This is a genomic window from Methanofollis liminatans DSM 4140, from assembly GCF_000275865.1.
In the GTDB taxonomy this organism is placed as follows: Archaea; Halobacteriota; Methanomicrobia; order Methanomicrobiales; family Methanofollaceae; genus Methanofollis; species Methanofollis liminatans.
The window spans coordinates 1,626,612-1,651,438 of record NZ_CM001555.1 but is presented as its reverse complement, the minus strand read 5'-3'; the positions used below and the strand labels follow the sequence as shown (position 1 = coordinate 1,651,438).

At 60.7% G+C, this 24,827-nt stretch carries 24 protein-coding genes; 7 read left to right on the top strand and 17 right to left on the bottom strand.

What is annotated here, in order from left to right:
• Positions 1–369 precede the first annotated feature (369 nt).
• Entirely contained in the window at positions 370–588 is a 219-nt protein-coding gene (locus METLI_RS08085) for a hypothetical protein (protein WP_004039344.1), read from the bottom strand.
• A gap of 105 nt (positions 589–693) precedes the next feature.
• On the opposite strand from METLI_RS08085, the gene METLI_RS08080 reads away from it, so the two are divergent.
• From METLI_RS08080 to METLI_RS08070, 3 genes are all read left to right on the top strand, one after another.
• Positions 694–1,113 carry an EVE domain-containing protein gene (locus tag METLI_RS08080; protein ID WP_004039343.1) on the top strand — a complete coding sequence of 140 codons (420 nt, stop codon included), beginning with the start codon at positions 694–696 and terminating at the stop codon, positions 1,111–1,113.
• A 96-nt stretch (positions 1,114–1,209) separates the two neighbouring features.
• Positions 1,210–2,892, top strand: a complete 1,683-nt coding sequence (locus tag METLI_RS08075; protein WP_004039342.1) for an AMP-binding protein — start codon at positions 1,210–1,212, stop codon at positions 2,890–2,892.
• A gap of 80 nt (positions 2,893–2,972) precedes the next feature.
• Positions 2,973–4,622, top strand: coding sequence for an AMP-binding protein (locus METLI_RS08070; protein WP_245529345.1), 1,650 nt, complete (start codon positions 2,973–2,975; stop codon positions 4,620–4,622).
• A gap of 268 nt (positions 4,623–4,890) precedes the next feature.
• Here METLI_RS08070 and mmp10 read toward each other — a convergent pair whose 3' ends face one another.
• The gene (mmp10, locus tag METLI_RS08065) at positions 4,891–6,123 is read right to left on the bottom strand and encodes a methyl coenzyme M reductase-arginine methyltransferase Mmp10 (protein WP_004039340.1); all 1,233 of its coding nucleotides are present in this window, start codon (positions 6,121–6,123) and stop codon (positions 4,891–4,893) included.
• 105 nt (positions 6,124–6,228) lie between these two features.
• A complete protein-coding gene (locus tag METLI_RS08060) occupies positions 6,229–7,845 on the bottom strand; it encodes a hypothetical protein (RefSeq protein WP_157203248.1) in 1,617 nt (538 codons plus the stop codon).
• A 144-nt stretch (positions 7,846–7,989) separates the two neighbouring features.
• Between METLI_RS08060 and METLI_RS13470 the strand changes: the two genes are divergently transcribed.
• The gene (locus tag METLI_RS13470; protein WP_004039338.1) at positions 7,990–9,291 is read left to right on the top strand and encodes a hypothetical protein; all 1,302 of its coding nucleotides are present in this window, start codon (positions 7,990–7,992) and stop codon (positions 9,289–9,291) included.
• Between the two features lie 556 nt (positions 9,292–9,847).
• Complete coding sequence (locus tag METLI_RS13160) at positions 9,848–10,093, top strand: hypothetical protein (RefSeq protein WP_157203247.1); 246 nt, start codon at positions 9,848–9,850, stop codon at positions 10,091–10,093.
• Between the two features lie 42 nt (positions 10,094–10,135).
• On the opposite strand, the gene METLI_RS08050 is transcribed toward METLI_RS13160, so the two are convergent.
• The 7 genes from METLI_RS08050 to METLI_RS08020 are packed head-to-tail and all read right to left on the bottom strand — an operon-like array spanning position 10,136 to position 16,543.
• Positions 10,136–10,918, bottom strand: coding sequence for a hypothetical protein (locus METLI_RS08050; RefSeq protein WP_004039337.1), 783 nt, complete (start codon positions 10,916–10,918; stop codon positions 10,136–10,138).
• Positions 10,915–11,382, bottom strand: coding sequence for a hypothetical protein (locus tag METLI_RS08045; RefSeq protein WP_004039336.1), 468 nt, complete (start codon positions 11,380–11,382; stop codon positions 10,915–10,917). The genes METLI_RS08050 and METLI_RS08045 overlap by 4 nt, the downstream gene beginning before the upstream one ends.
• Entirely contained in the window at positions 11,379–12,686 is a 1,308-nt protein-coding gene (locus tag METLI_RS08040) for a DUF58 domain-containing protein (protein ID WP_004039335.1), read from the bottom strand. The genes METLI_RS08045 and METLI_RS08040 overlap by 4 nt, the downstream gene beginning before the upstream one ends.
• Positions 12,687–13,661: an AAA family ATPase gene (locus METLI_RS08035; RefSeq protein WP_004039334.1), complete on the bottom strand. Its 975-nt coding sequence runs from the start codon at positions 13,659–13,661 to the stop codon at positions 12,687–12,689.
• Positions 13,658–14,560 (bottom strand): DUF4350 domain-containing protein, encoded by a 903-nt coding sequence (locus tag METLI_RS08030; RefSeq protein ID WP_004039333.1) that lies wholly within the window; start codon positions 14,558–14,560, stop codon positions 13,658–13,660. Before METLI_RS08030 ends, METLI_RS08035 begins: the two co-directional genes overlap by 4 nt.
• Positions 14,544–16,262 (bottom strand): carboxypeptidase-like regulatory domain-containing protein, encoded by a 1,719-nt coding sequence (locus METLI_RS08025; protein ID WP_004039332.1) that lies wholly within the window; start codon positions 16,260–16,262, stop codon positions 14,544–14,546. Before METLI_RS08025 ends, METLI_RS08030 begins: the two co-directional genes overlap by 17 nt.
• Positions 16,263–16,273: 11 nt before the next feature.
• Positions 16,274–16,543: a hypothetical protein gene (locus tag METLI_RS08020; RefSeq protein ID WP_048103723.1), complete on the bottom strand. Its 270-nt coding sequence runs from the start codon at positions 16,541–16,543 to the stop codon at positions 16,274–16,276.
• A 112-nt stretch (positions 16,544–16,655) separates the two neighbouring features.
• On the opposite strand from METLI_RS08020, the gene METLI_RS08015 reads away from it, so the two are divergent.
• Entirely contained in the window at positions 16,656–17,162 is a 507-nt protein-coding gene (locus tag METLI_RS08015; RefSeq protein ID WP_004039330.1) for a hypothetical protein, read from the top strand.
• A gap of 89 nt (positions 17,163–17,251) precedes the next feature.
• Here METLI_RS08015 and METLI_RS08010 read toward each other — a convergent pair whose 3' ends face one another.
• The 4 genes from METLI_RS08010 to METLI_RS07995 form a co-directional block, all read right to left on the bottom strand.
• Positions 17,252–18,052, bottom strand: coding sequence for a lipase family alpha/beta hydrolase (locus tag METLI_RS08010; RefSeq protein ID WP_048104174.1), 801 nt, complete (start codon positions 18,050–18,052; stop codon positions 17,252–17,254).
• 156 nt (positions 18,053–18,208) lie between these two features.
• Positions 18,209–18,766 (bottom strand): hypothetical protein, encoded by a 558-nt coding sequence (locus METLI_RS08005; protein WP_048103722.1) that lies wholly within the window; start codon positions 18,764–18,766, stop codon positions 18,209–18,211.
• 177 nt (positions 18,767–18,943) lie between these two features.
• Positions 18,944–20,017, bottom strand: coding sequence for a GHMP family kinase ATP-binding protein (locus METLI_RS08000; RefSeq protein WP_004039327.1), 1,074 nt, complete (start codon positions 20,015–20,017; stop codon positions 18,944–18,946).
• Positions 20,018–20,026: 9 nt separating this feature from the next.
• Entirely contained in the window at positions 20,027–20,578 is a 552-nt protein-coding gene (locus tag METLI_RS07995; protein WP_004039326.1) for a ferredoxin domain-containing protein, read from the bottom strand.
• A 94-nt stretch (positions 20,579–20,672) separates the two neighbouring features.
• Here METLI_RS07995 and METLI_RS07990 point away from each other — a divergent pair, with 94 nt between their 5' ends.
• A complete protein-coding gene (locus METLI_RS07990; RefSeq protein WP_004039325.1) occupies positions 20,673–21,710 on the top strand; it encodes a radical SAM protein in 1,038 nt (345 codons plus the stop codon).
• Positions 21,711–21,841: 131 nt separating this feature from the next.
• On the opposite strand, the gene METLI_RS07985 is transcribed toward METLI_RS07990, so the two are convergent.
• The 3 genes from METLI_RS07985 to METLI_RS07975 are packed head-to-tail and all read right to left on the bottom strand — an operon-like array spanning position 21,842 to position 24,827.
• The gene (locus tag METLI_RS07985) at positions 21,842–22,543 is read right to left on the bottom strand and encodes a glycosyltransferase (RefSeq protein WP_004039324.1); all 702 of its coding nucleotides are present in this window, start codon (positions 22,541–22,543) and stop codon (positions 21,842–21,844) included.
• Complete coding sequence (locus tag METLI_RS07980) at positions 22,540–23,514, bottom strand: glycosyltransferase family 4 protein (RefSeq protein ID WP_004039323.1); 975 nt, start codon at positions 23,512–23,514, stop codon at positions 22,540–22,542. The genes METLI_RS07985 and METLI_RS07980 overlap by 4 nt, the downstream gene beginning before the upstream one ends.
• Complete coding sequence (locus tag METLI_RS07975) at positions 23,511–24,827, bottom strand: protoporphyrinogen/coproporphyrinogen oxidase (RefSeq protein ID WP_004039322.1); 1,317 nt, start codon at positions 24,825–24,827, stop codon at positions 23,511–23,513. Before METLI_RS07975 ends, METLI_RS07980 begins: the two co-directional genes overlap by 4 nt.

Below are 24,827 nucleotides of genomic sequence, written 5' to 3'. Positions count from 1 at the left end.
GCATCTGTCGATGAAAAAATTATTGATGGACGTGCCGGAGTGTCTTGTCCATCCCTGCCCCAATCGCAATTGGCAGGGGGACCGTGGGGCGGCAGGCCCCCCGGCAGAGGCATAGTCATATTTCCCATACGCTCACACAACGCCCACCCCGCGCCGGGGGTTCTTACCCCCGGATCCCGCGCATGATTGCCCTGGCCATGGGAAGGGGGACCAGGCGGAGCATCTATTGATGAAAAATAATGGATATCCATGCCATAGTGGTTTTCCCGTCCCCGCCCCGATCGCATGTGCGAGGGAACCGGGGTGTCAATAGCCATCCTGAACCGCGGAGAAAAGAGCCAAAAAAAGAAATGGTGTCCCTGTCCGCCCTCAGACGACCGGCGTCTCTCCGAAGACCTTCAGCGACGAAGGTGCGAACTTCTTCACCTGATCGTAGAAATATCGCACATACACCGGATCAGAATCGTCGATCGCCCCCTGAAGCGTCCTTCTCAACCATTCGGGGAACTCCTTCCCCTCCTCAAGGGTGTTCATGATCACGACCACGGCCTCATCCACATCTTTGTTGCTTACCCATTTGTACGGCATACTGTCCCTCCCGTATGGGGCGATTACAGGTGCACCTTATTTAATTGTTTCGCAGCGCCCGACCACATCCGAAACATATTAATAGAGCATCGCCTATCACCATCCATGACCTGCTGGATTGGCATTTCTGAGGGGAAAGCGCCGGAAATTGTCCGGGAAAAACGGATCTGGGGCGTTGCACAGCGCCATGCCGATACGATCAGCAAAGTACACCTCGGCGACCGTATCCTCCTCTGTGCACCGGACATGGGAGCCCCCTCCCTTTTTGGCGTCTATGAGGTCATATCTGAACTCTTCGTCAACCAGACGCCCATCTTCGGGGGCTCCGGCGAAGTCTACCCGCTGCGGCTGAAACTCAGGCCGGTAACCATCTTCGACCACCCCCTCCCGCTCGCCTCCGTCGCTGGCGACCTCGAAACCTTTGCCGGTTCTGCGGACTGGGTGGCTGATCTCCGGGAAACAGTGATGCGGGCAATCCCCGACACCGACTGCACGCGTCTGATCGCCGCCACCGGCAGATCCTGACCCCGTCCCCCTTCTCTTTTTCAGGACCGCAAACGAGCGCACAACATTAGTGAACTTAAAAAACGCTGACGCGCCATACCTATACGGACCGATCCCATGGCAGAGCATAACATGGAAGACTACGAAGAGACCAGAGCGTCTTTTTCTATTGACGTCCCCGAGGCGTTCAACTTCGGCTACGACGTCATCGACGCCTGGGCCAGAAAAGACCGGAACCGTCTGGCCATGATCTGGGTTGACCAGAAAGGCAACGAGAAGAAGTTCACCTTCAGGGACATGATGAACCTCTCGAACCAGGCGGCAAATATCCTTCTCAAATACGGCATCGGCAAGGGCGACCGTGTACTCCTCCTCCTTCCGCGGATCCCTGAGTGGTGGATCTTCGTCATCGCTCTCATCAAACTCGGCGCCGTATACTGCCCGTGCCCGACCCTCCTCACCCCCAAAGACCTCAAATACCGGATCAGGGCAGGAAAGTTCAAGATGGTCATCACCGACCTGGAAAATACCTGGAAGATCGACGAGATCTGCAGGGAATGCCCGTCATTGCAGGTCAGGTTCCTGGCCGACGGCGAACTCGAGGGATGGGCGAGCTTCCCGTACGAACTGATCTACCCGGCGCCGGTTTCCCACCGCACCGTCTCGATGCCGGTGGCGAAACGGACCCGCGCCACCGACCCGATGCTCATCTACTTCACCTCAGGCACCACCGGGGAGCCGAAGATGGTCCTCCACAACAACGCCCACCCGCTCGGCCACATCATCACCGCAAAACTCTGGCAGGACCTCACCGAGCACGACCTCCATTTCACCCTCTCCGACACCGGGTGGGCGAAATGCGGCTGGGGCAAGATTTTCGGGCAGTGGATCGCCGGTGCGGCGATCTTCGTCTACGACATCAGGGGCAAGTTCTCGGCGACCGAGATCCTCCCGATCCTTGAGAAATATGAGGTGACCACCTTCTGCGCCCCGCCGACCATCTACCGGATGCTGATCCTGGCCGACCTCAAGAAATACGACCTCAGGGAACTGCGCCACTGCACCAGTGCTGGCGAACCCTTAAACCCCGAGGTGATCCGCATCTGGCAGGAAGGCACCGGCCTCACCATCAGGGAAGGCTACGGCCAGACCGAGACGGTCTGTGCCATCGCCTCCTTCCCGTGCATGCAGCCGAAATTCGGGTCGATGGGCAAACCTTCGCCCGGCTGGCACATCGAGCTCCACACCGAGGAAGGCGGCCCCTGCGAACCCTTCGAGGAAGGAAGGATCGCCATCTCCCTCAACCCGCGGCCGGTCGGCCTCATTGTGGAATACCTTGAGAACAAAGAGGCAAACGAGGAATCGTTCAAGAACGGCTGGTACTATACCGGCGACCGCGCCTATATGGACGACGAGGGCTACTTCTGGTTCGTCGGCCGGGACGACGACGTGATCAAGAGTTCGGGCTACCGTATCGGCCCCTTCGAGGTGGAATCGGCGCTGATGGAGCACCCGGCCGTGCAGGAATGCGCCGTCGTCGGGTCCCCAGACCTGATCCGCGGCCTGATCGTCAAGGCGTTCGTCGTCCTCAACGCCGGTTTCGAACCCTCGGAGCAACTCGTAAAAGAACTGCAAAAACACGTCAAACGGACGACCGCCCCGTACAAGTACCCGCGCACCGTCGAGTTCGTGGACGAACTCCCCAAGACCATCTCCGGCAAGATCAAACGCAAGGAGCTGAAGATGAAGGAGATGCAGCAGTTTGAAAACGGTCAGACCGGCGACCGCCCCGACGCCTGACCCCCTCTTTTTTAATCGAGCCCCTTATCTACCTGTCCTCCAAATCTAGTACCGCTATGCAAGACGCCGAGCATACTGCAATGAATTACGAGGACGTCTATGCCTCCTACCATGCGGAGGTGCCGGAGTACTTCAACTTCGGCTTCGACGTCGTCGATATGTGGGCAAAGCAGGACCGCAACCGCCTGGCGATGATCTGGGCCGACCAGGAAGGGCATGAAAAGTTCTACACCTTCCGCCACCTGATGAACCTCTCCAACCAGGCGGCGAACATGCTCCTCAAGTACGGCATCAACAAGGGCGACCGGATCATCATCATGCTCCACCGCATTCCCGAGTGGTGGATCTTTGCCACAGCAGCGATTAAGCTCGGCGTTGTTTTCTGTCCGACCCCGACGATGCTGACGGCCAAAGACCTGAAGTACCGGGTGAACGCCGGCAAGTTCAAGATGGTCGTCACCGACCTGGAAAACGCCGCAAAGGTGAACGAGATCTGCGACCAGTGCCCCTCCCTGGTCTCCCGCTTCGTGGTGGACGGGGAGCTTCCCGGCTGGGTCAGTTACCACCAGGAGCTCACCTACCCGGCCCCGGTCTCGTCCCAGCTGATAAAACTCCCTGGCATGAAGAGGACCCGCTCGACCGATCCGATGCTCATCTTCTTCTCATCGGGCACGACGGGCGAGCCGAAGATGGTCCTCCACAACCATGCCTACCCGATCGGGCACATCATCACCGGCAGGTTCTGGCTCGACCTCAAGCAGAACGATCTCCACTTCACCCTCGCCGACACCGGGTGGGGGAAGTCCTCCTGGGGCAAGTTCTTCGGGCCGTGGATGCAGGGCGCCTGCACCCTGGTCTACGATATCCGCGGCAAGTTCAAAGCGACCGAACTCCTGCCGGTGCTGGAGAAGTACGAGGTGACCACCTTCTGCGCCCCGCCGACGGTCTACCGGATGCTGATCCTGGCCGATCTCGGCAAGTTCGACTTCTCCCAGCTCCGTCACTGCGTGAGCGCCGGCGAGCCCATGAACCCCGAGGTGATCAGGGCGTGGAAGGAAGGCACCGGGCTTACCATCTACGAGGGCTACGGCCAGACCGAGACGGTGCTCTGCATCGGGACGTTCCCGGGCATGGAGGTGAAGCAGGGGGCGATGGGCCGACCTGCGCCGGGGTGGCGGATCGAGCTCCACGACGATGACGGGCAATCGGTTCCGGTCGGTGAAGAGGGGCGGATCGCCATCTGGGCCGAACCGCGGCCCCCCGGCATGTTCCTCTCGTACATCGACAACGAGGCGGCGAACGCCGACGCCTTCTGCGGGGACTGGTATTACACCGGCGACAAGGCCTACATGGACGCGGACGGCTATTTCTGGTTTGTCGGCCGCGCCGACGACGTGATCAAGAGTTCGGGCTACCGGATCGGCCCCTTCGAGGTGGAGTCGGCCCTGATGGAGCACCCGGCCGTGCAGGAGTGCGCCGTCGTCGGGTCGCCCGACGTCATCCGCGGCATGATTGTCAAGGCGTTCGTCATCCTCGCCCCTGGCTTTACGCCCTCGGAGACCCTGGTCAAGGAGATCCAGCGGTTCGTGAAGAATACGACCGCCCCGTACAAGTACCCGCGCGCGATCGAGTTTGTGGACGAACTCCCCAAGACGATCTCCGGCAAGATCAGGCGGAACGTCCTGCGCGAGCGCGAGAACGAGCGCTACAATTCGGTCAAAGAAGACTAAAAAATAATATCTCTTTTTTTGGCTCCGGAGAAATCCTGTTCTGGAGGGCCGGTGCCGGGGGGCTGGATGCCCCCATCATTGAGAGGGAGATGCGTACCCTCTCAGGATCCTGGGTCTGCCTTCCCGGGCCAATCCGCACTGAAGGAATAAAAACTCCGGGCACAGGGATGCCGGGAAGCCGCGAACGAGTGGAAAAATGTATTCGAGATCGCCATGCGGGCTCTCCGGTCTATCGCGTGAATCGAGGGCCGTATCGGTGGAGGCCCCTCTATATTCTCCGGCCGTTCTGGTTGATGCAGTGGATCAGGGCGGAAAACCCTTCCATCTCCATCTGGAGGACCTCGTTCTTGTTCATGCCCATGGAGGTCTCGGCGTCGGCGGTGAGCATATCGGGCCCGCGCAGCACGGTCCTGATCCTCCCGTCGGCGCTCAGGAGGTCTGACGCCTGCCGGTCGTGGACAAAGCAGCGGCCCGGGATGATCACGGTCTCGTCGAGGTCGGCGAGGTCGATGCCCCTGAGGTCTTCCAGGGTGATCAGGCATGCGATCTCCTTCGAGACCGGGACGACCTCGCACCCCCCGCCGCAGGCATCGAGCACCCGCCTGATAGAGGGCGCCGCCACGCTCCCGGTGATCACCGATGCGGAGGCCCGCACCGCCGGGAGTTTCGCGAGGAGGTCGGGCTCCCCCAGGATGGCGAACGGAGACCCGATCTCCGGGTCCCAGAGCGGGGTGCCGCTGATCTTCAGGGCGTACCTCTCATTGAGGGCGGTCACCCGCTCCCTGAACGCTTCGACGCTCTCGACCGGCTGACCCGGTATAAGCGGGGCGTTGCCCAGGATCAGGCCCTGCTCGGTGGTGTTTGCAAACCGCATCAGGATCAGCCCCTTTGCCCCGGCCTCATCGAGCCATGCGCAGGTCTGCTCCAGGTCGGCGCCGTCGTTGACGCCCGGCATGACCACGGCGGCGGCATAGACGTCGATCTCCTCGCACAACCTCCGCATGACCGCAAGAGACACTTCAGGCGTCGGGTCGTGCATATACCGTTTCCTGAGAGCCGGGTTGGCGGAAAAGATGGTGTACGACACCTCGGTCAGCCCGTTATCGATCAGAAAATCGGCAATGGCCGGGTCGTCGAACCCCTTGCCGCTGGTATAGCCGATATGGAGCGGGGCCTCCATGCTCCCCAGGAGTTCGATCAGGTCTACAAACTCAGGATAACAACTCGGATCCCCGCCCCCGCTGATCGTGACCCGGCTGATATCGTCCGGGAGCATCTGCAGGCTGGCCAGGATATCGTCTGCAACGGTGGACAGTGGCTTGAACCCGCTGTACTGCTCTTTAACGCCCCTGCTGCAGTAATCGCACCCTACCCTGAACGGGGGGCAGTACCGGCACCCGAGGGGTGCGACGTCCCTGACATGCCTGAAATAACAGTATTCGCAGAACCCCCGGCAGTCCACACCGGGCCGTCCGCCAAGGTCCACGGTCAGCTGAGCCATCTGCTAATCTTTTCTCTCTCCGTGTGGTTAAAGGCTTGCGACACCGCCCGGCCGCGCCTGAGGATCACAAAAACAAAAAAAAGGATGGGGCGGTTTTCTGCCGTTCTATCTGAGCCGGTTGCGGGTGAGCATCATGCCGGCCGCTCCCAGGACAATAAGCCCGATCACGGTATAACCGAGGGTTGTCGGGGTGAGACTTACCCCGCCGAAGGGGTTTGCCGTGCTGGCCGGTTCCGCTCCGATCGCAGCAGCGTTTGCAACGTTCATATCCCTGACCGATGCATCGCCAGCTGCCGATGCCGAATTTGCCGCACCCTCTCCCCCTGCGTCACTCCCGTCTCCAGACAGGCTCTCGATCTCTGCAACGTTCAGATTGGCGTTTGCATCTGCTGCCTTGGAATCTTTGACTGTCAGGACCTTTCTGGTCTTGGAGATGTCCAGCTCACTCCAATCGGTGTTGTCGGATTCGTAATACAATGCCGCTCCTCCATTTTCAGAACCGATGGCGACCTCTTTCTGGTCGAGTGCAACGACCGAACCGTCACCGCCGATGCCGAGAAGGATCACACTGTAGGTCCCGTCACCGAGAGCCGAGAGCGCCGCTGCCGACACCGTCACCTGCCCGCCGACTTCGGCCCCTGCGATCCCGTAGCCGGTCGATATCGGAATGACCGAGTTGATGTCGTCGGGCGCCTGCGCCGCACCGTCGACGATCAGTGCCACCTCAATCGGGCTGTTTGCATAGGTGTGGCCTGGCACCTGCTGTTTGAGGAAATCAAAGAGACAGGAGACCGTGATTGTCGGGTGGTTCTTCAGTGCCTTGAGGTTCTCTGAGTTCACGCTCATTTCAGCATCGAAGACGGCGTTCTTCCGCACGATCAGGTAGGCACACGCCGCCACATCGTCCCCGTCTTCAAAGGAGAGTGCGGCATCTCCGCCGTCCTCCCACGCACCAGGCGTGGTGCTCCCGTTCCAGGTGAGACTGCGGTCGCTGTCCATGACGATCACTGCCGCCATACCGAGGACGATGATCTTCTTTGCATCGGGATCGTACCTGAAGATGTAGCAGGCGTACTCGCCTGCCGCGGGTAGGGCCTCAGGGTAGATGTCCCCCATCATCTGCGCGAGAGCCGCGTCGCCGGTGTAAGCGTCAAGGTCCACCTCAGTCGCCTTCAGCGTCTTTGCGAAGTTGCTCGGGTTGTAGTCGCCGGGATTGACACTGCCCCACAGGATATAGGAGTTCGTCTGCGGGTTGCAGTAGATGATCCCGCCATCGGTGTACATGTACATCGTATCGGTCGAGGTCAGCAGGCTTTTGAGATCCATGAGGTTGTCGGCGTCAGGAATATCCGGCACCTTGATCAGAAGAATATTTCCTGTCTCGCCGGGCACAGCTGCATTGATCGTCGGGATCACCGGCGTGGAGTAGAGATGGTAGGTATTCAGACCTGACCGGTCAACCTCGCCGACCTCATTGACCGAGATCGTAAACCCTTCAATCGTAATGGTCGCGGCAGGGTAGTCCCGCTTAATGTATCTGATCTCCGGTCCTGCTATGCTTTTCAGATCGTTCTCACCGGTTGCGGCAAGCTCGACATGCGATACCGATGGATCAAGCAGATCGATCACGTCGATCCCCTGAACCTCAACTCCTTTATAGGTGAATGACTGACTGCCAGATACTGTGACCACAGGTGCTACTGCTGAGACAACTGTTATCATTCCGCAGATCAGGACCAGAAGGAGCATAATACGTATGGACGCTACGCTATACTCTGAGGTTATCTTCATCACGTTCCCCCGTAACCCAAGTAACATTTATAATATATAATGGTTACTATCTCACGTAATCGGGGGGACGGAAAATTGCGTTTCAGAATTGCTATTATTGCCCAGATTATCCTTCTGGCAGGTATCGTCGCTGGATGCAGTGCGGTCAGCATCGCCGTATCGCCTGACGCCGTCGAGGCCGGGGATCAGATCACCATACAGGTGACGGATCTTCCCGACCGGGTGTCATTTGCCATCCTTGTTGAGGGTAGATTCGAGGTAGGTTCTGGAGAGCGGTTCATATTTGAAGTGGACGATTTCCAGATGCCTCTCTCTCTGAGCGGCGGATGGATCTCTGCCTCGACGCAGAACACGGTCTATACGACACTCTCCACGTATATCAACGGGAATACGATCAACGTGGGAGGGCCCTCGAAGAGCGGCGTCTTCACGTTCACCAGGGAGGAAAACATCCCGGCAGGAACTTATGACTATTTCAGGCTCCAGGGACAGGCCATGCCCGACGCCTCGGCTGTCGTCGCACAGTTTCGCCTGACCGGGACCAAGACCGGGCCCTCTGATAGCCAGATCACCTTTGTCGTAAACGGGGTGGAAGAGGGATCGAGCAGGATCGTGGTCAGCATCGATGGAAAGGACGTCTTTGAAAAGACCATACCTATCGGAGATGGGTCGCCCACCACCGACCCGACCACCCCGCCCACGACTTCACCGACCACGTCGCCTACGACGTCACCCACAACATCGCCCACGACCTCGCCCACGACTTCACCGACCACGTCACCTACGACGTCACCCACATCATCGCCCACGACCTCTCCTGGTTCGGGCGTGGTGTCGAGCGGCGGCTCGGACGGCGGCGGCATTCTTTCGACGACGACAGACCCTGAAGACGCCGTCCAGATCTGGTCTGAAAGTCTTGGCGCATGTATCGTAGGGTGCGCCCTTGAGAATGTCGCCCTTGTCGAGACCGATGCCGGGAATGTGCCTGAAGGATGGAGTGTTATCGGCAGACCGGTTTCAGTAACACCCGAAGGAGCGGTGTTTCCCGATGCCGCGCGTCTGCGGTTCGCCCTGCCCGAGGACCTGAGGAGCAGTTCTGCCCTTGTCTTCATCGCCGCCTACATCGGCGAAAAATGGGAGATACTCCCCAGCACCATCGAGAACAACATGGTCTGTACGGAGATCGCCGGCGGCGGGACTTTCTGCCCGATGCGTTTTGCCGATGCCGGGGCGACCGACGCCCCGACCCTCACTCAGACCGGCACCTCTGCAACCGGGGCGCCGACGACTGCGGCACAGCAGCAGCCCCTGGGGCTGGCCGCCTGCCTGATCGGCCTTCTCGTTGCGTTCCTCCTCTTTGCAAGAGGCAGGAAATAACCTTTTTTTTTGACCCGGAATATTTTCTCGGCTCTTCGCCCTTTCACGCAGGCGACCCCTTCGCACCGACCTGACGATCAATCGCCTCCCCCCCGCATGTTTGGCCGGAGGTTGCACCCCCGGACCCCCCGCGAGGATTGCCCTGGACATGTGGGGACGGGGAGGGCGGAGCATCGGTCGATGAAAAATTCTGGGTGGTCGTGCCGGAGGGTTTTGCGGGTTCCTGCCCCAATCGCATTCGGCGGGGGTGTGTCGGGGGGCAGCCAGCCCCCCGGCTGGTGTCTGCCCGGGCTTTCGGGAACCCTCATGCTCTCAGCGTCTGGATGTAGAAATCGCTCTGATGGGTGGAGCGGACACCGGCCGGGGGTTGCACCCCCGGACCCCCGCATGCGATTGCCCCGGAGACGAGGGAGCGGTCGGGCTGGAGAGGCGCTCATCAATCATCCCCCGATCGCACCGGTGGATGGATCAATCAATGTTCGTCCAGAAACACTTCACCCCATCTCATTGTGGCCTATCGTCCCGGATCGCCTGAGCGGTGTTTGATAAAGGTGTCATGGCTACCCACACACACGAGCGAAGCGCCATGTTCCCGGCGAACCTGCCATGCCCCTGCGTGGGCATGACGTCCTGCTCCATGGATATTGGCACCACTGCAATTGAGATCGAGCGGCATCGCCTCCACAGGCGCCAGAACTGCTCCATCCTCTCCGCCGGTACGCCTCAACGGCCCTGGGTACTAACAGAAGCGGTGGGAGACCGCCTCTCCACAGAGGTGGCGGCGGCCGGATGGGCACGCTGAAAATGACGGCGGAAAAAAAACCGCCAGCCGTGCATCCCCCTGTCAGGATGCGTCTGCAAAAGTATAGATCAGGGTGAGTTGTTTGTTTTTCTCGTCGGCCTCGGTCCGTGAGAGGGTGCAGGGCCTCCCGAGTCCTTCTGCAAGCATGCAGGCGATCAGGCTGCAGACCGGACACCCGATCATCGTGCAGCACTTCGGCGACTCGGCGCGCACGGCGTTGCAGCCAGAGAAGAGACGGTATCGATCCAGCCTCACGACGATGCTCTCCCCGCTTCTCACGGCAGTCGTGCTCTCGGCTATCTCCAGTATCTCTGAGCAGACCTCCTTGAGTGAAGCAAGCACCTTGGGTTCGCTGGACGGCACGACCAGTCCGGCATCTCTCCGGATCTGTTCGAGGAGGGGCAGCCCCTGCGGGATCATGACCAGTCCGGTCGAACCTTTTTCCGTCGCAAAGGAAAAATCGCCCTTCAGATCCGCGCCCTCAAACGATCCGGCCGGGACGAGCTGGAGAACCGAGGGTGAACCGCCTTTCTGCGGGATATAGATCCCGTCGCCCATCAGGCCGAGGTCCGATGCCACCCGGCTGAGGTTGATCGTCCCGGCAGCAGGGAGAATGCCCACATATGCCGGGTCCACAGGCTCACCTTTCGAAAGCGTCAGGACAAAGAGCCCACCGACGAAACACGCGATCCCGCTCACGACCAGGACGGCTCCGGTCATGTCGCCCCTCCCCATGACGAGGGCGACGACGATCACCAGGGCAGAGAGCCCGATCAGGACTGCACCGCTGAGGAAATAGTCATTGTACTCCTGTTTTCTCATCATTGTATCCCGACCTTTTTCTTCAGGCGGAGTTCGCCAAGCCACACGATTGCGACGGCAGCGATCCCTGCACACGCCGCGCCGGAAAGAAGCGGCAGGGCATGAACGGTGCGGATCGCCCCTATGCCTGCGATCCCGACGATCGCCCCTCCCAGAACCACCCATTTGAGAATCGAAATCCGGCCTTCCCCTCCCCAGCCGCTCAGCATCGCCGCCCAGAGCACGGTAACCTGGACCGGGACGATGAAGATGGGGGACGCCGCCGCCGTCGCCAGCACAAGCGGCTCTCCTGCGGCGAAGACCAGTATCCAGCCTTCAGACCCCCATTTTATCGAATAAATGGCGGCGAAAAGGTACACGATTGAAAATATACCCGAATAGATCCCCAGATTGGCATATGCAGCGATACCGGCTGCAACAATTGCCGGCAGGATCAGGACGGCCCATGCACCGGCCCCGGCGTTCATGCCGCCTCCGCCCCCGCTCTCTGATCGAACCCGATCCGCTCGAACACCGCCGTCTTCTCCTGGCCCTTCTGTGCCCAGACCTCCACCGCTATTCCCTGGTGCTCTGCGATGCTGGTCACCAGACGAATATGACTCTGATCTCCTGTGTTGCACGAGAAAATATCGATGCGTCCGGGGTTGAGCCTCCAGAGCGCTCTGGCGACCTGCTCTTCAAAGACCGAGAGGCTTCTTCCGGCCAGAACCGCGGTGTAATATGCCGAGAGGTTGGCAAAGTATTTTTTAGAGTCGCTTTCCTCCCCCTCTTTTTTCGCCATCTTTGAAAGGGCGGCGATCTCCATCTGCAGACCTGATGCAGGGCGTGAACGGTAGAACCATGTCTCTTGAATCGTGTCCCATGAAGCCGGAATGGCACGCAGCACCCCGGCGTAATCGGTATCTTTAGGGAGAAACGAGAGGACTGCCGGCCCTTTTATGATCATGAGGGAGACTGATCCCGACTCCTGCATCCAGGTGGCGACCGCCGCCTGCACGGTATCGAGAAATGCCGAGCGCACCGAGGGATCCACCGGCACCTGCGGGATATCGACCAGGATCAGGGGGGGTGCAGCGATCTCTGCTGAATATTCCTTTATATAGAGGGCATCGTGTTTTGCCGTCATTTTCCAGTCGACGTTCCGGTAATCGTCGCCGTCGACAAATTCTCTGAACGACCTGACAAGGTCCGAAGACGCCGAGTAGAGTCGGCGCTCTTCAGGCCCCCGCGTCTCGTGCCCTCCACGGTGCGTCAGAAACAGCCTGTTTGGTTTGACCATAAAACCGGGCATCTGCATGGATTCCCCGGCAAATGTTGCCGATTTCGGGAAAAAGTGGTCGGGTATATCGACCCTCACCCCGGCGAACCTGACACGTCCCTCTGTCGGCACCGTCATGCGGTAGGTGGTCGTCTCTTCACCATCAAACGGCCCCTGGATCTGAAGGGAGCAGACCCCCTCTATAACCCGCGCCCCGACCGGCGGGAGATCCTCGATCAGCAGGGCGACCCCCTGCGGCACCCTGACCCTGACCTTTATCCCGACCTCGATCGAGGCGTCCTGTTTTACCACTTTTTTTTCCAGCGTGCGTTCGATGGAGAGCGATCCGGCAACCGTCCTGAAATGAAACGATGCTACGGCAGAGCGCGAGACCAGAAACGCCCCGAGGGTGCAGGCGCCAAGAGCGGCGGCAACGCTGTCGGCGAGGATCGAGAACCCTGCAAGTATGACGGTGAAGAGGAGCGCGGCCTGCACACTCCGGCCGACCTCCACTTACAGCACCTCGACCGCCGCAAGGATATCTTCGGTGACCTCGCCGGTCGTCACACCGCCGAGATCGGACTCTCGTCTCAAGATCAGGCGATGGGGCAGGGCGAGCCGTGCGATCCGCTTTACATCGTCAGGAATAACATATTCTCTCCCGTTCAGTGCAGCAAGGGCCTTGCTGCCGCGCACAAAGGCGATTGACGCCCTGGGGCTGGCGCCGAGCCAGATATCGTCGTGTTTCCGCGTTTCGAGGACGATGTCCCTGATATACCTGAGGATCGGCTCTTCAGCCCGCACACTCCTGACCGTCCCGATGAAATGCCGGATCATATCGGGCGTAAGCACCGGGGCGATCGCCGACCGGTAGGCGTCCCAGTCGAGATAGCCGGTGCTCTCCCGTCTGATGATCTCAAGTTCCTCGTCGGCGTCAAGGTACCTGAGTTTTGTGCTGAACATGAACCGGTCCTTCTGGGCCTCGATGAGGGGGAAGGTGCCCTCGAACTCGTACGGGTTCTGGGTGGCGATCACGAAGAACGGATCGGTAAACGGGTGCGTAATCCCGTCGATCGTGGTCTGCCGCTCGCTCATTGCCTCGATGAAGGCGCTCTGCGTGCGCGGGCTGACCCGGTTGATCTCGTCGACCAGAATGAAATTGGAGAAGATCGGCCCTTTTTTCAGGACAAAATCCTTCCGCTCCGTATCATACATCCGCACCCCGACGATGTCGGCTGGCTGCATATCGACGGCGCATTGAATGCGTCTGAAATCACAGCCTGAAAGGGCTGCTACCGTCTTTGCAATGACGGTCTTGGCCGTGCCCGGCACTCCTTCAAGAAGGATATGCCCCTCGCTGAGCATGCTGACGAAGATCATCTCGATGAGGGGTGTGTTGCCCACCACGAATTTTCCAACCTGCTCTGCAATCCTGGTATAAGACTTCGATATCGCTTTGAGTTCACGCTCGATTGTTTCGCCTGTCATGATTGACCCCCTGGACATACTCTTCTTCTCCACGCAATCCCGGCCACCAGAAGGCAGGCACCCATGATGCCTGCCTGCAGGGGAGGCGACGCCTTCAGGTGCGCCAGAGCCTGCCCGATGCCCCCGGTCGCGGCGGTTGCGGAGTGGGCACTCTCCAGAATTGCGGTATTCCTGTACGAAAGCAGATTGTCGGCGAAGATGGCGCCGTCCCCGGGCACGCCCCGCCCCAGCATTGTGTTGATCAGGATGCTCGGGTCCGCGCAGACGATCACCTCACCCCCGCCGACCGGCTGGCTGGAGATGAAGACGAACCTTCCTGAAGGCTCTCCCACCTCCATCCGCCCGTTCCCGTCCAGGTCGTACCAACTAAAGATGCCAGAACTGACGAGGGCCTCGCCTCCCATCACCTGTGCAGGGTGGTTGAAGGCGATCGACGCCACGCCTTCGAGCAGCGGATGATCGCCCTCTGGATAGCCGTTCGGAAGGAGCGGATCCGCATATCCCGAGTCGAAACCTGCGATTTTGCCTGGAATAACTCTGATATCCGAACCGATTTCTTTGAGCAGTTTGTTTGACGCCCCTGACTCGTCAGAAATAAAAAGCGTGTTGTTACGCTTAAGAAATGCTCTATAATCGCCGATCTCGCTATCAGGGATCTCTCCCTCCGGCGCGATCAGAAGAAGGACGGCGTCCTGGTAGTTCGGCAGGTCCGCAGTCTCGTGCAGGACCACGCCGCCGGCATCCTCCAGGTTCCCGGCAAAGACCGAGGTGCCGTTCCACCCGATATTGTATCTGCTGAACTCGTGGTCGGTCGTGGAGAGGTGGAGGAAAAGGACAGAAACGGCCAGAAGAGCGATGGCGGCCGCTGCCAGTCTGATGAACTTAATCCTGACCACCACCCATGGCCTCGGTGACGCTGCCGTACCACCGCAGCAGCGCCTCAGCCTGTCCGTGCGAGGTTTCCGTGGTGCCGTAATGGGAATGTTCGTACTTCCCGATAAATTCGGCGAGGTTTTTGGCCTCGCTCGCGCCCGATGTAGCGCCAAGAATCTCCCGCGGCGTCCATGCGATATAATTCCTGATCTCTGCCTTTCGTCCGATCCTGTCTGCGAGGGCGAGGTACAGGGTCCTGATCGCCTCTCTGTAGTCGCCGTTTCCAACGTGGAGCGCATACTGCCGCGCCACCTCGGCGGGAGACAGCGGCTCGGCTATTGGTGCGGGTGGCAGGGCGGGCTGCCTGAGGACAGGAATTTCGTGACGGCTGATGGGAGTGGCACGCCTCTTTGAACGCTGTTCCCGTATGCTCCTGACCATGAACTCCAGCCCGAGCCCGAGGACCAGGATTACCGCACCCTTCATCACAAGGGAGGCAAACCCCATCCATGCATGGGGTACGTCCACGGTGACCGGGCTGCTGGCGGTATATGCAAAGGGGAGGGACTCGCCCGAAACGACTGCCTTCACCTCTCTGATCCCCGGATCCAGCAGGCCGGTGCAGGAGTAAACTCCCTTCTCGTCGGTGAGCACCTGGATCGCCGCCCCTTCGTCGGGCACGATGGAGACCAGGGCGTTTGAGACCGGTCTGTCAAGGCTTGAGAGGGTGCCGGTGAAAAGGACGTTTTCCCCGGCCCCGTAATCCCCCTGCGTGGCCTCGAGTGTCAGGGCGGCCGGCGCCGGCACGATGGTGAACTCGATCACATCTGAATACCTGCTGCCCCGGGAGGTATAGATCAGGTGTTTTCCCGTGCCGATCGCTGTTACCGGATAATAGGCCGTATATCTGCCGTTGATGTCGGTGATCGCCGTCCCCCACAGGCGGCTGTCGATAGAGATCCCGACCTCCTGCCCCGGGCTCCGGTACAGGGTGCCCGCGATCAGGATCCGATCGCCGAAGGTGGCGGTGGTCGGTTCTATCCCGAGGGTGAGAGGAAAGACATCGTTTTTCGGGATTGCATCCAGCCGGCTCTCCTGTGCGGCGTCGGTCTCGCCGACGACCGCGGCAAACTCGGTCACGCTCTGGTTGTATGAGGCGGTGGAGAGGCCGTAGCGGCTGCTCACACTCTGAAGGGACGACTGCTGTGCGGCGTAGCGCTGATACGCCTCTTCCATTTTCATCCTGAGCGCTTCTCCCTCGTAGGCAACCGAGTAGAGCGCTTCAGGGTTCTCCTCGTCCCGGTATACCACCTCAAGGCTGGAGATCTCCTCAAAGCGTTTGCTCTCCTCAAAGAGGGTGGAAAGGGATTCAATGTTTTCCCTGTTGATCTCCACGAACTCCCCGATCTCGCTCTCGGACAGGTCCAGGTTGACGACGAGGCTGTTGAATGACCTCGAGGCGGCCATATAGGCTTCCAGATCGGCCTGTGCCGCTTTAAAATCCTTGTTTTTAATGTTCAGAACAATTGTTCCCGTGCTCTCGATAAGGTTGTCCATGGCAGGCACGACCGATCCTGCCCTGTTCTCCGCCGTTCTGGAGATGAGGGACGGGTCGGCATGATGCGCCGTGGAAGAGGCGTTTTCGGCCGAGTACAGTATCGGCGAGGTGATCATGCTCCCGCAGATGAGGATGATCGCCAGGGATACCCCTGCCAGAACCCATTGCATGTGTCTCCTCTTCATGCCTGAACGACCCTCACCACTTTATCGACGATGACGGTGACGAAAAACACAAGCCCGACAGCGACCCAGTATTTAAGATACATGATATGGGAGGGTTTGGCGAAGGACGTGTCCAGTACTTCTATGAGTACGAACAGCCCCAGGGAAACGAGCAGGAGGAAGATGGTGAGATCGATGCTTCTTATGAAGATCAGAAAAAAAATGATCATAAAAAGCCACCCCATCAGCCCTGCGGCGGCGAAGTGTTTCTTCGGATAGCCCATCATCACCACCGATGACAATTCTAATATAAATATATTTTCTATATTTCTGGTGGACAGGCATCCTGTTCAGTATGTTTATATGAGGAAAGCCAGATGTATATCTGGAGTTGAGAGTATGGATATATGGGTTCGCATCGGGGTCGTGCTGCTCCTTGTCGCCGGCCTAACTCTGCCTGCAGGAGCGTTCACCGCAGACAGGCTGGATATGTCAATCGATGAAAACGGAGCGGCGATCGTCACCTTCGACTACACCCTCTCGTGGATTGAACGGATTGCGGTCTTCTTCAAGATCGCCGATCCCTCTGACGAGTTTAAAAAAGCACTCGAGACTTTTTCCGGCCAGAGTGTCGAGTCAGTGGCCCTGGACGATCACGCGGCCTCCTTCAGGGTCGAACATTTCGCGAAGATCTCACGGTCCGGGAACGAGACGACCTATACTACCCCTGCCATCGACCTGCGTGATGCAGAGCAGGCATTGAACAGTTACTGGTTTGCGCCCCTTGTCCAGGCCGATTTCTCCCCGGCGGTGACCACCGTCACCTTCCCTGACGGCTCGGTCGAGACGCTTGAGAATGTCGCCGAGATCCCGAAGGTGTCGCGGACCATCCCCGCCACCCCCTGATCTTTTTTCCGGGCTTTTGCCCTTTTACGGCGCTAACCCCGGCACCTTCGCGCCTTTTGCGGCTTCGCGTGAGCCTCTCCCGAAAAATTTCAGGGAGAGCCCATGAGGTGCGCCATCACCCGGTCCACCACCTCGGCGTTCCGCGGCAGCCTGATATGGCCGTAGTGATCGGGGTTGCACCTCAGCGCCGCCGGCTCGGCCGGCAGGATCTCGATGCCCGCGCCGGGCAGGTACGAATCGGTATGCGGCACGATCCCATCGCCTGCATAGGTCATCTGCCACTCACCATCCGCGGAGCGCTCCCAGGTTTTTCCGTCAAAACAGGGAAAGAGATCCGGGGTGGCGGTGAGGTTGGCGCTCAGGATGAACCGGTACGCCACGTCCTGGCGGACGCCCGCAGACCGCAGGGCGGCCATCGTCCGGCTTCCCGGCCTGACCTCCTGGGCGATGACGTCGTCTGCCGGATCGTAGCGCCGCGGCACAAATACACCGGCGAGCTGATCGAGGATCTGCGGCCCATAGACCGGATCGTTGAAGAGTTCGGCCAGAGCGGAACCGTTGTTCGGCGGCCCGATCCCGATCAGGTGCCTGACCTGCTCTTCCCGCTTCCGGCCGTCGAGGACTTCGAGGAGGTACCGGGCGATACACGTCCCTACGGAATGGCATACGACGTCGACCGGTCCGGGATATGCGTTTTCATCCCGCATCGTTCGGATGAACTCCTGCAGGGCCAGAGCGATCGCTGCCGGTGGGGTATCTCCCATGGAGGTATGGTCGAAGTTCCAGTACGGTATGGATGCACGCTCAAGCTGCGGCGTGAGGTGGTTCCAGATGCCTGGATGGCTCTTCCATCCGTGCACCAGGACGACCGGCGTCTGCTCGGTTCTCATGATCTCGTCTGACCGCATCATATGGGTGGTTATATATTATGGTCTTTGGGCGAGCATTAAATATTCGGCCCGGAGTGCAGGACGAGGAGTTTTTCTCTCAAAACTGCCGATCGCTTTTCTATCCGGCGCGTGTTGCGGGATGAAGGAAAAAAAGAGTCAGGGCGCCGTGCTCTCCCGGATGATCTCGTTAAGTTCGGTGATCAGCGGCTCCAGTGCCGCCGGGACCGCTCCGTCCTCCGCCCGCACGCGCTTCCCCCCTGCCGTCACCTCATAGGAGATGAGGTCATAGCCCTGCTGCTGCGGCAGATACGATTCTTCAAGGGACTGGAAGGCTTCGGACGCAACGATGGCGCGGACCCGGGCGAGGGCCTGCGGATCCGGAGAGAAGGTTGTGAAGGTTCCGTGCCTGGAAACGGTTGCCGTCCCGTTCTCGTAGATCACCAGGCGATCGTCGAAACCGGCGATCCCGCCGGTGCGGTGATACTCGACGACCGCCACGTCGTCGTCTCCCCCGGAGACGCATCCCGCCGCAAGGAGCGGTGCGGCGAGGCAGAGAAGAAGTATGGCTATGGGGATGCACTTCGTCGCGGTCACCGCCCGGGCTTCACGAACGTCCTGTCCCTGTTCTTCCCGGGTGTTCCTCGCGATAGAACCGGCTCCCTCGAAGGTCCCTCTTGCATCCGGCACCCGCGCCGCAGATCTCGCCCCGACCATGCAGGAGAGAGGCGATGGCGGTATATAGTCCTGCGCATCCCCCCATGCAGCTGCGGTCTCTATAATTCCTGCGCACGGGGCGTTTCCCATCGCCGCTGCCGCCGGTGCGGAAACGTTGCCCCGACCGTCAGCAGGTGGGTGTTCGACCGGGAAAAAGTGTGACGGTGAAGTGCGATCTCACGGCCCCGTGATCCTGATCCCCTCGTTGTCGACGGCGGTGGCGAGGGCGATCGAAAGCCCGAGACGTTTTGCAATCGCTCTGACCTCCTCCTCTGTTTTCTCCGTGATCACCGCAATCGACGGCCCGACCGAACTCATGCCCACGAATTCGATCCCGGCGTCCCGCAGGCCGCTCATCATGGTATAGATCGCAAAGCTGTGGTGCTCGATCTCGGCCCGTTTCGAGCCCCTAAACTCGATCTCCCACATCACCTCTCCGGCTCGTTTGAGGTTGCCCGCCTCTATCGCCGGGATCAGGTCCATCAGGACCATGTAGGCCTTGAGCGGACGGTCGCGGTAATCGAGGTCGCGTGCCCGGTTCATCAGGACGTTGAACTCCGACGTCCCGGACGAGGAGATCTCGCTGGAGGGGATGATGATAAAGACGTTCTTGTCCCCGGCAAAGGGGTGGCGGTAGGCGAGGCTGAGGTCGTCGCCCAGCACGACAAACCCGCCATAGGTGCTGGCGGCCGGGCCGACGCCGGTCTCGAACCCGAAGGCGACCCGATCGTCGGCCGTCTCCTCCACGAAATTTCTGCCGACGAGGATGCGGAGTTCCTCGGCGGTGAGGGGCGACCCGAGGGCGGCGTTCATCGCGTGGCAGACCGAGAGGAGGATCGTCCCGGTCGAACCGAGGCCGACGTGCTTGTAGCGGTGGTCCCGGGCGACGATGTGGAACCCGCCCCCGTATCCCACCGTCGCCCTGAACGCCTCGACGATATGCCTGACGATCGGCACGCGGTCGTAGTCGATCTCGACGCTTCCGTCCGTGCATTCTGCGCTCGCCGTGCAGTAGACCTTCACGGCAAACCCGAACCCGCCGCCGCCGGGCTGACCTGGAGCGAACCTGTTCATGTCCAGGACGGTGGCGTGGATCCGGGCCGGGGCCTGCACGGTGAAGACGCCGGCCTGCGGCCTCGGGATCACCTCCCTCCCGATATCCAGGGGCCTGATCCCCTCGCCTGCGGCGAAGGGCTCGAACTCGTACTCGACGAGGTCGAGGTCCCCGCCCCTGATCATCATCGTTGGCATGGTCTGTTCCTATGTGCGGTCAAAGAAGATATTTTTCCCGGATGCTTTGAGCGGAATCGCATAGACCACGCTGCAATCCTCCATCATGCCGAGGGAGAGGGCGCCGACCCCGCCTGAGTAGAGGATCCGGTTGTCGACGTTGTGGATGGCGGCGGTCCGCGCCGCCGAACCGACGGCGATGCCGAGATCGGCCATCCTGATCACGCAGTTGGGGCCTTTGAAGGGGGCGCCGCCGCTTTCGGGTGCGTCAGCCACCGAAGCCGTCATCCCGGCGCAGGTCTGATACCCGCATCCGCCGCAGTTGATCCCGGCCACCTCCTGCCCCCGGCACCCGATCAGGACGCAGGCATCTGACTGTTCGATTCCTTTCGCGTCCCTTGAGAAAAAGCCGAGTGTGTGCGCTTCCCCGTAGGTGCGCATCGCATCGGCGAGCCGCCCCATATCGGCCCTGCCGACCACCTCCACGCGGATGGTGTCGACGCCCTTCCCCTTCGGCGCCGTTCGTGCTGAGAGCGCCATTAAGGAGGCGACGGTCTGTACTGCATCGTATTCCGCAGTCATGGGTGTATGTACCGCCCCCGGACACATATATCCTCTCACTTTCGCCCTGCACGGCGCCCTCTTATCTTCCTTCTCTGGCCACAGAGGATCGATTATGTCCCTGGGAGAAACCCTTGCGGTGCTCACCGAAGCGGCCGGCTTCGACATGAGCCCGCGCTCTGAACGCCCGGTTCGCGCCCGGTGCGGGCGCCTGCTCAAGGTCCTCCTCTGCGGGAAGTGCTCGTTCGACTGCGCCTACTGCGCGGTCAGGACAAAGCGGGAGGCCTACGCCCTTGCCCCGGCCGACCTCGCCCGGGCCTTTCTGACGATGCACCGCGAGGGCCGGGCCGACGGGCTCTTCCTCTCCTCGGGCATCCCCCGCGACGTGGACGAGACGATGGCCGGGATCCTGGAGACCGGCGAGATCCTGAGGAGGAGCGGATATACCGGCTACCTCCACTTAAAGGTCCTCCCCGGCGCCGCGCGGGCCGACATCGCCGAGGCGGCACGGCTGGCCGACCGGATCTCGATCAACCTGGAGGCGCCCTCGGCCTCGCGGCTCTCCGAGGTCGCCGGCGTGAAGGACTACCGGCAGGACATCGAAAAACGGCAGGCATGGATCGCCGATGCGATGCCGGGACGGCACACCACCCAGGTCGTCGTCGGGGCGGCCGGGGAAAGCGACGCCGAGATCCTCACGTGCATGGAACGGCAGTACCGCCGCCTCGGCACGGCCAGGGTGTATTACTCGGCGTTCACTCCCCTCGCCGGCACGCCTCTGCAGGGCCGCCCGGCCGCCACGCTCTGGCGCCAGAACCGGCTCTACCAGCTCGACGCCCTGGTGCGGGCGTACGGCTGGCGTCCTGACCGCGTCGCGGAGGTGCTGGACGGAGACGGTTTTCTTACGGACGCCGACCCGAAGATTCTCCTTGCACGGGAGATGCCGCCGGTCGACGTCAACGCCGCCCCGTACGCCGATCTCCTCCGGGTGCCCGGGATCGGGCCTGAGGGCGCCAGGCGGATCCTGGATGCCCGCCGGAGAAGGCCGCTCCACTCGGGCGCCGACCTGCGGCGGTGCGGTGTTGCACACAGGGCGGTCGAGTATCTGGTGTTCGAGGAGAGGGATGTGCAGACCACGCTGTTTGCGTTTTGAGGGGAGTGTGCGGGGATAGGGGGGTTTGGGGATGTGCACCTTCGCGCGAGGGGGGAAGGCGATCCCTCCGGGCTATCTGGAGCAAACCTCTCTCCCAAAAAAAAGGTGAAGGGGTGCGGGCGTGGCACCCTTCACTTGTATTCGCGCTTTGAATACGAGTACTTCTCAGACTCGCCGCCCTTCACCACGATATACACCCACTCCCAGAGGGACTTTAACGTGCCGAACTGCTCGTAGCGGCGCATGGAAAACCCGACCTTCAGGGCAGGAACGAGCACGACCTTTCCGGCCTTCCGCGCCCGCCGTGCGATCTCCAGGTCGTCGCCGGCGTCGATGGTGTGGTACATCCCGATCGCCATGAAGGCGTCCCGCCGAAAGGCGGTGTTGCAGCCCAGGGTGTAGTAGATCGTGTGCGTCAGGTAGCCCAGGCGCGAGAAGAAGTTTGCAAGCCAGAGGGAGACCGTATTCTTGATCCCCTTCTCCTTCGGGAAAACGAGGCCGTAGACCTGGACGGCGTCGGGGTGGTCGGCAAAGGTCCGCTCGATCCCCTCCAGCCAGTCGGGCGGGAGGTAACAGTCGGCATCGGTGGTGGCGACGATCTCGCCCTTCGCCGCCACGGCACCGTCGTTTCTCGCCCCGCCGACCTTTTTGCTCGTCTGGACAAAGACCTGGTCGGCATATTTCGCGGCGATCTCGCGTGTCCGGTCCTTCGAGTTCCCGTCTACGACGATGATCTCGTAGGCGCCCCTGGGGATGGTCTGGTTGCAGAGGGATTCGAGGCAGGAGGCGATGCTCTCCTCCTCGTTGTAGGTCGGCACAATCACCGAGATCACGGTATCAACTCCTTATAGAGATTCACATGGAGGTCGGCCACCCTCCCGATGTCGAAACGATCGGTGAAGGGGCGCGAAAGGGCGGCGTGCCGCCTGATGACGGTTTCGTCCTCGACGACCGCCCCGGCCTCCTCAAGGTCGTCGAAGAAGAGGGCGGCGCCCTCGAAGTTCTCGACGAACTCCGGTATCCTGCGGGCGAGGACGGGAACGCCGGTCGCCATCGATTCAAGGATGACCATCGGCAGGCCCTCGGCAAACGACGGCATGAAGAAGAGGTCGGCGCTGCAGTAGGCCGCCGTGATGTCCCTGACAAATCCGGTGAAGATGACGTTCTTGCCGCACCCTTTCTTCTCCTCTTCGATCCGTCTGTAGTCCTTGGAGAAGGAGCCGTACGGGAACCCTCCGACCCAGACGAATTTGATGTCCGGGTGCTCCTTTGAAAGGGCGATGAAATCGTAGATCCCTTTCCGCGGCGTCTGCTGCGCCACCGTGAGCACCACCATCTCTTCGTCGCCGATGCCGTGTTCCCTGCGGAATGCGGCGCGTTTTTCCGGTTCAGGCCTGAAACGGTCCCGGTTTACGCCGTTCGGGATGAGGGTCACCGGCACGTCGGGCGCCATCTCGCGCACCTCCTGGTCGTTCGGGCCGGAGATCGTGATGATGTGGTCGAAGCCCCGGTATATCCCCGGATAGAGGCGGTTCACCGTATCCGAGAAGGCGAGGTTGCCGTTGTTGAGGCGGGGAGTGGAGTGGGCGGTGAGCACCTTGACGCCGCGGCTGTACTTCTTGTTCGCCAGGGCCAGGGGTCCGAAGGTATGGTAGTGGACCACATCGTAATCGTAGCCGTGAGCGTTCCAGGCGAGGTCCAGGTCCGCATTCTCGGCGAGTTTTCCGGCGAGCATCCGTGCAAGGGTGGCGCACCCGATATACTTGAAAAAAAGCATATCCTCGACGAAAAAGTTCACCTTCATCTGCTCGCTCCGAGATAATCGAGGACGTGGCGGATGCACCCGTCCATGTTCAGGTACTCGAACTCGGCGAAACGGCCCAGGAGGTCGATCCCGGTTCCCTCGACAAACTCCCTGATGACCCTGATATTCTCCAGATAGGCAAGGTCGTAGATGACGTAGGCGTATCGCTGCCGCTCGACTGCGGCGTAGACGACATCGTCGGCAGAGGCGATCACCTCCATCTTCATGAGCCCTTCGACCGTGTGTTCGACGAGGGCGTCGTCGCTCATCCGTGCCGCCTCGTCGCCCTCCCGGTAGGTGATTTCGGCAAGGACCGAACTGCACCCGGCAGGGGCGTTGCCGTCGCTGTAGCCGGAGGGGAACGAGATGCGGTTGAAGAGTCCGATCTCCTCCTGCGGGACGTACACCCAGGAATACGGCTTTGTCGCGCCCCTGATCCCGATGCAGACACAGGCGACCGCGTTATATTTCAGTGCCGCACATGCCGCAGCCACCTCCGCCGGCACCTCTTCGAGGCAGGGGAGAAGGGCCTGCAGGGGAATGGTGGCGACGCACCGGTCGGCGACGATCTCTTCGTTTCCGTCGCCGATCACCCACTTCCCGTCCTCCTGCCGCCGCACCGAACGGACGACGAAGCCGGTCCTGATGGCGTCCTCGACCGGGGCGGCGATCGCCTGCACGAGCGCCTCGATCCCGCCGCTCTGCGGGTACGAGAAGACCGACTGGTGGGTGTAGCCCTCGGTCTCGATCCCGATCGCCGACCTGATCACGTCTTCGACCGGCGGCATCGGGACTCTTCCTTCCATCCAGTGCGCCGACATCTGCTCGGGCGGGAACTTCCAGATCTTCCGGTTGTACGGGATCATATAGCACCCGGCAATCCCTGCCCCGAAGGTGGCGACGATCCAGTCCCTGAAGTTTTCCGGCGGGGCGGCAGCCCCTTTCTCGACCGCGATCAGGTTTTTGACGAACTCGTTGATGCAGAAGAAGAGATCCTCTTTCGGCAGGTCGGAAAGACCGTTTTCAAACGGATATTTGACATAGCGCCCCTTGTAGAAGATCTTGGTCAGACGGTCCCGCTCGGTGCGGTTCTCGCCGAGCGCCTCCTTCATGAAGGAGAGCACGGCGGCGTCGCGGGAGAAGATGATGTGCGAACCGCCGGTGTCGAAGGTGAACCCCTCCCTCCTCTTCGAGCGGCAGAGCCCGCCGTAATCGGGTTCCGCCTCCAGGACGACCACGTCCTCCCCCCGCTCGTGCAAGCCCCGGGCAAGCGTCACCCCGGTCAGCCCGCCGCCCAGTATCGCCGTTTTCAC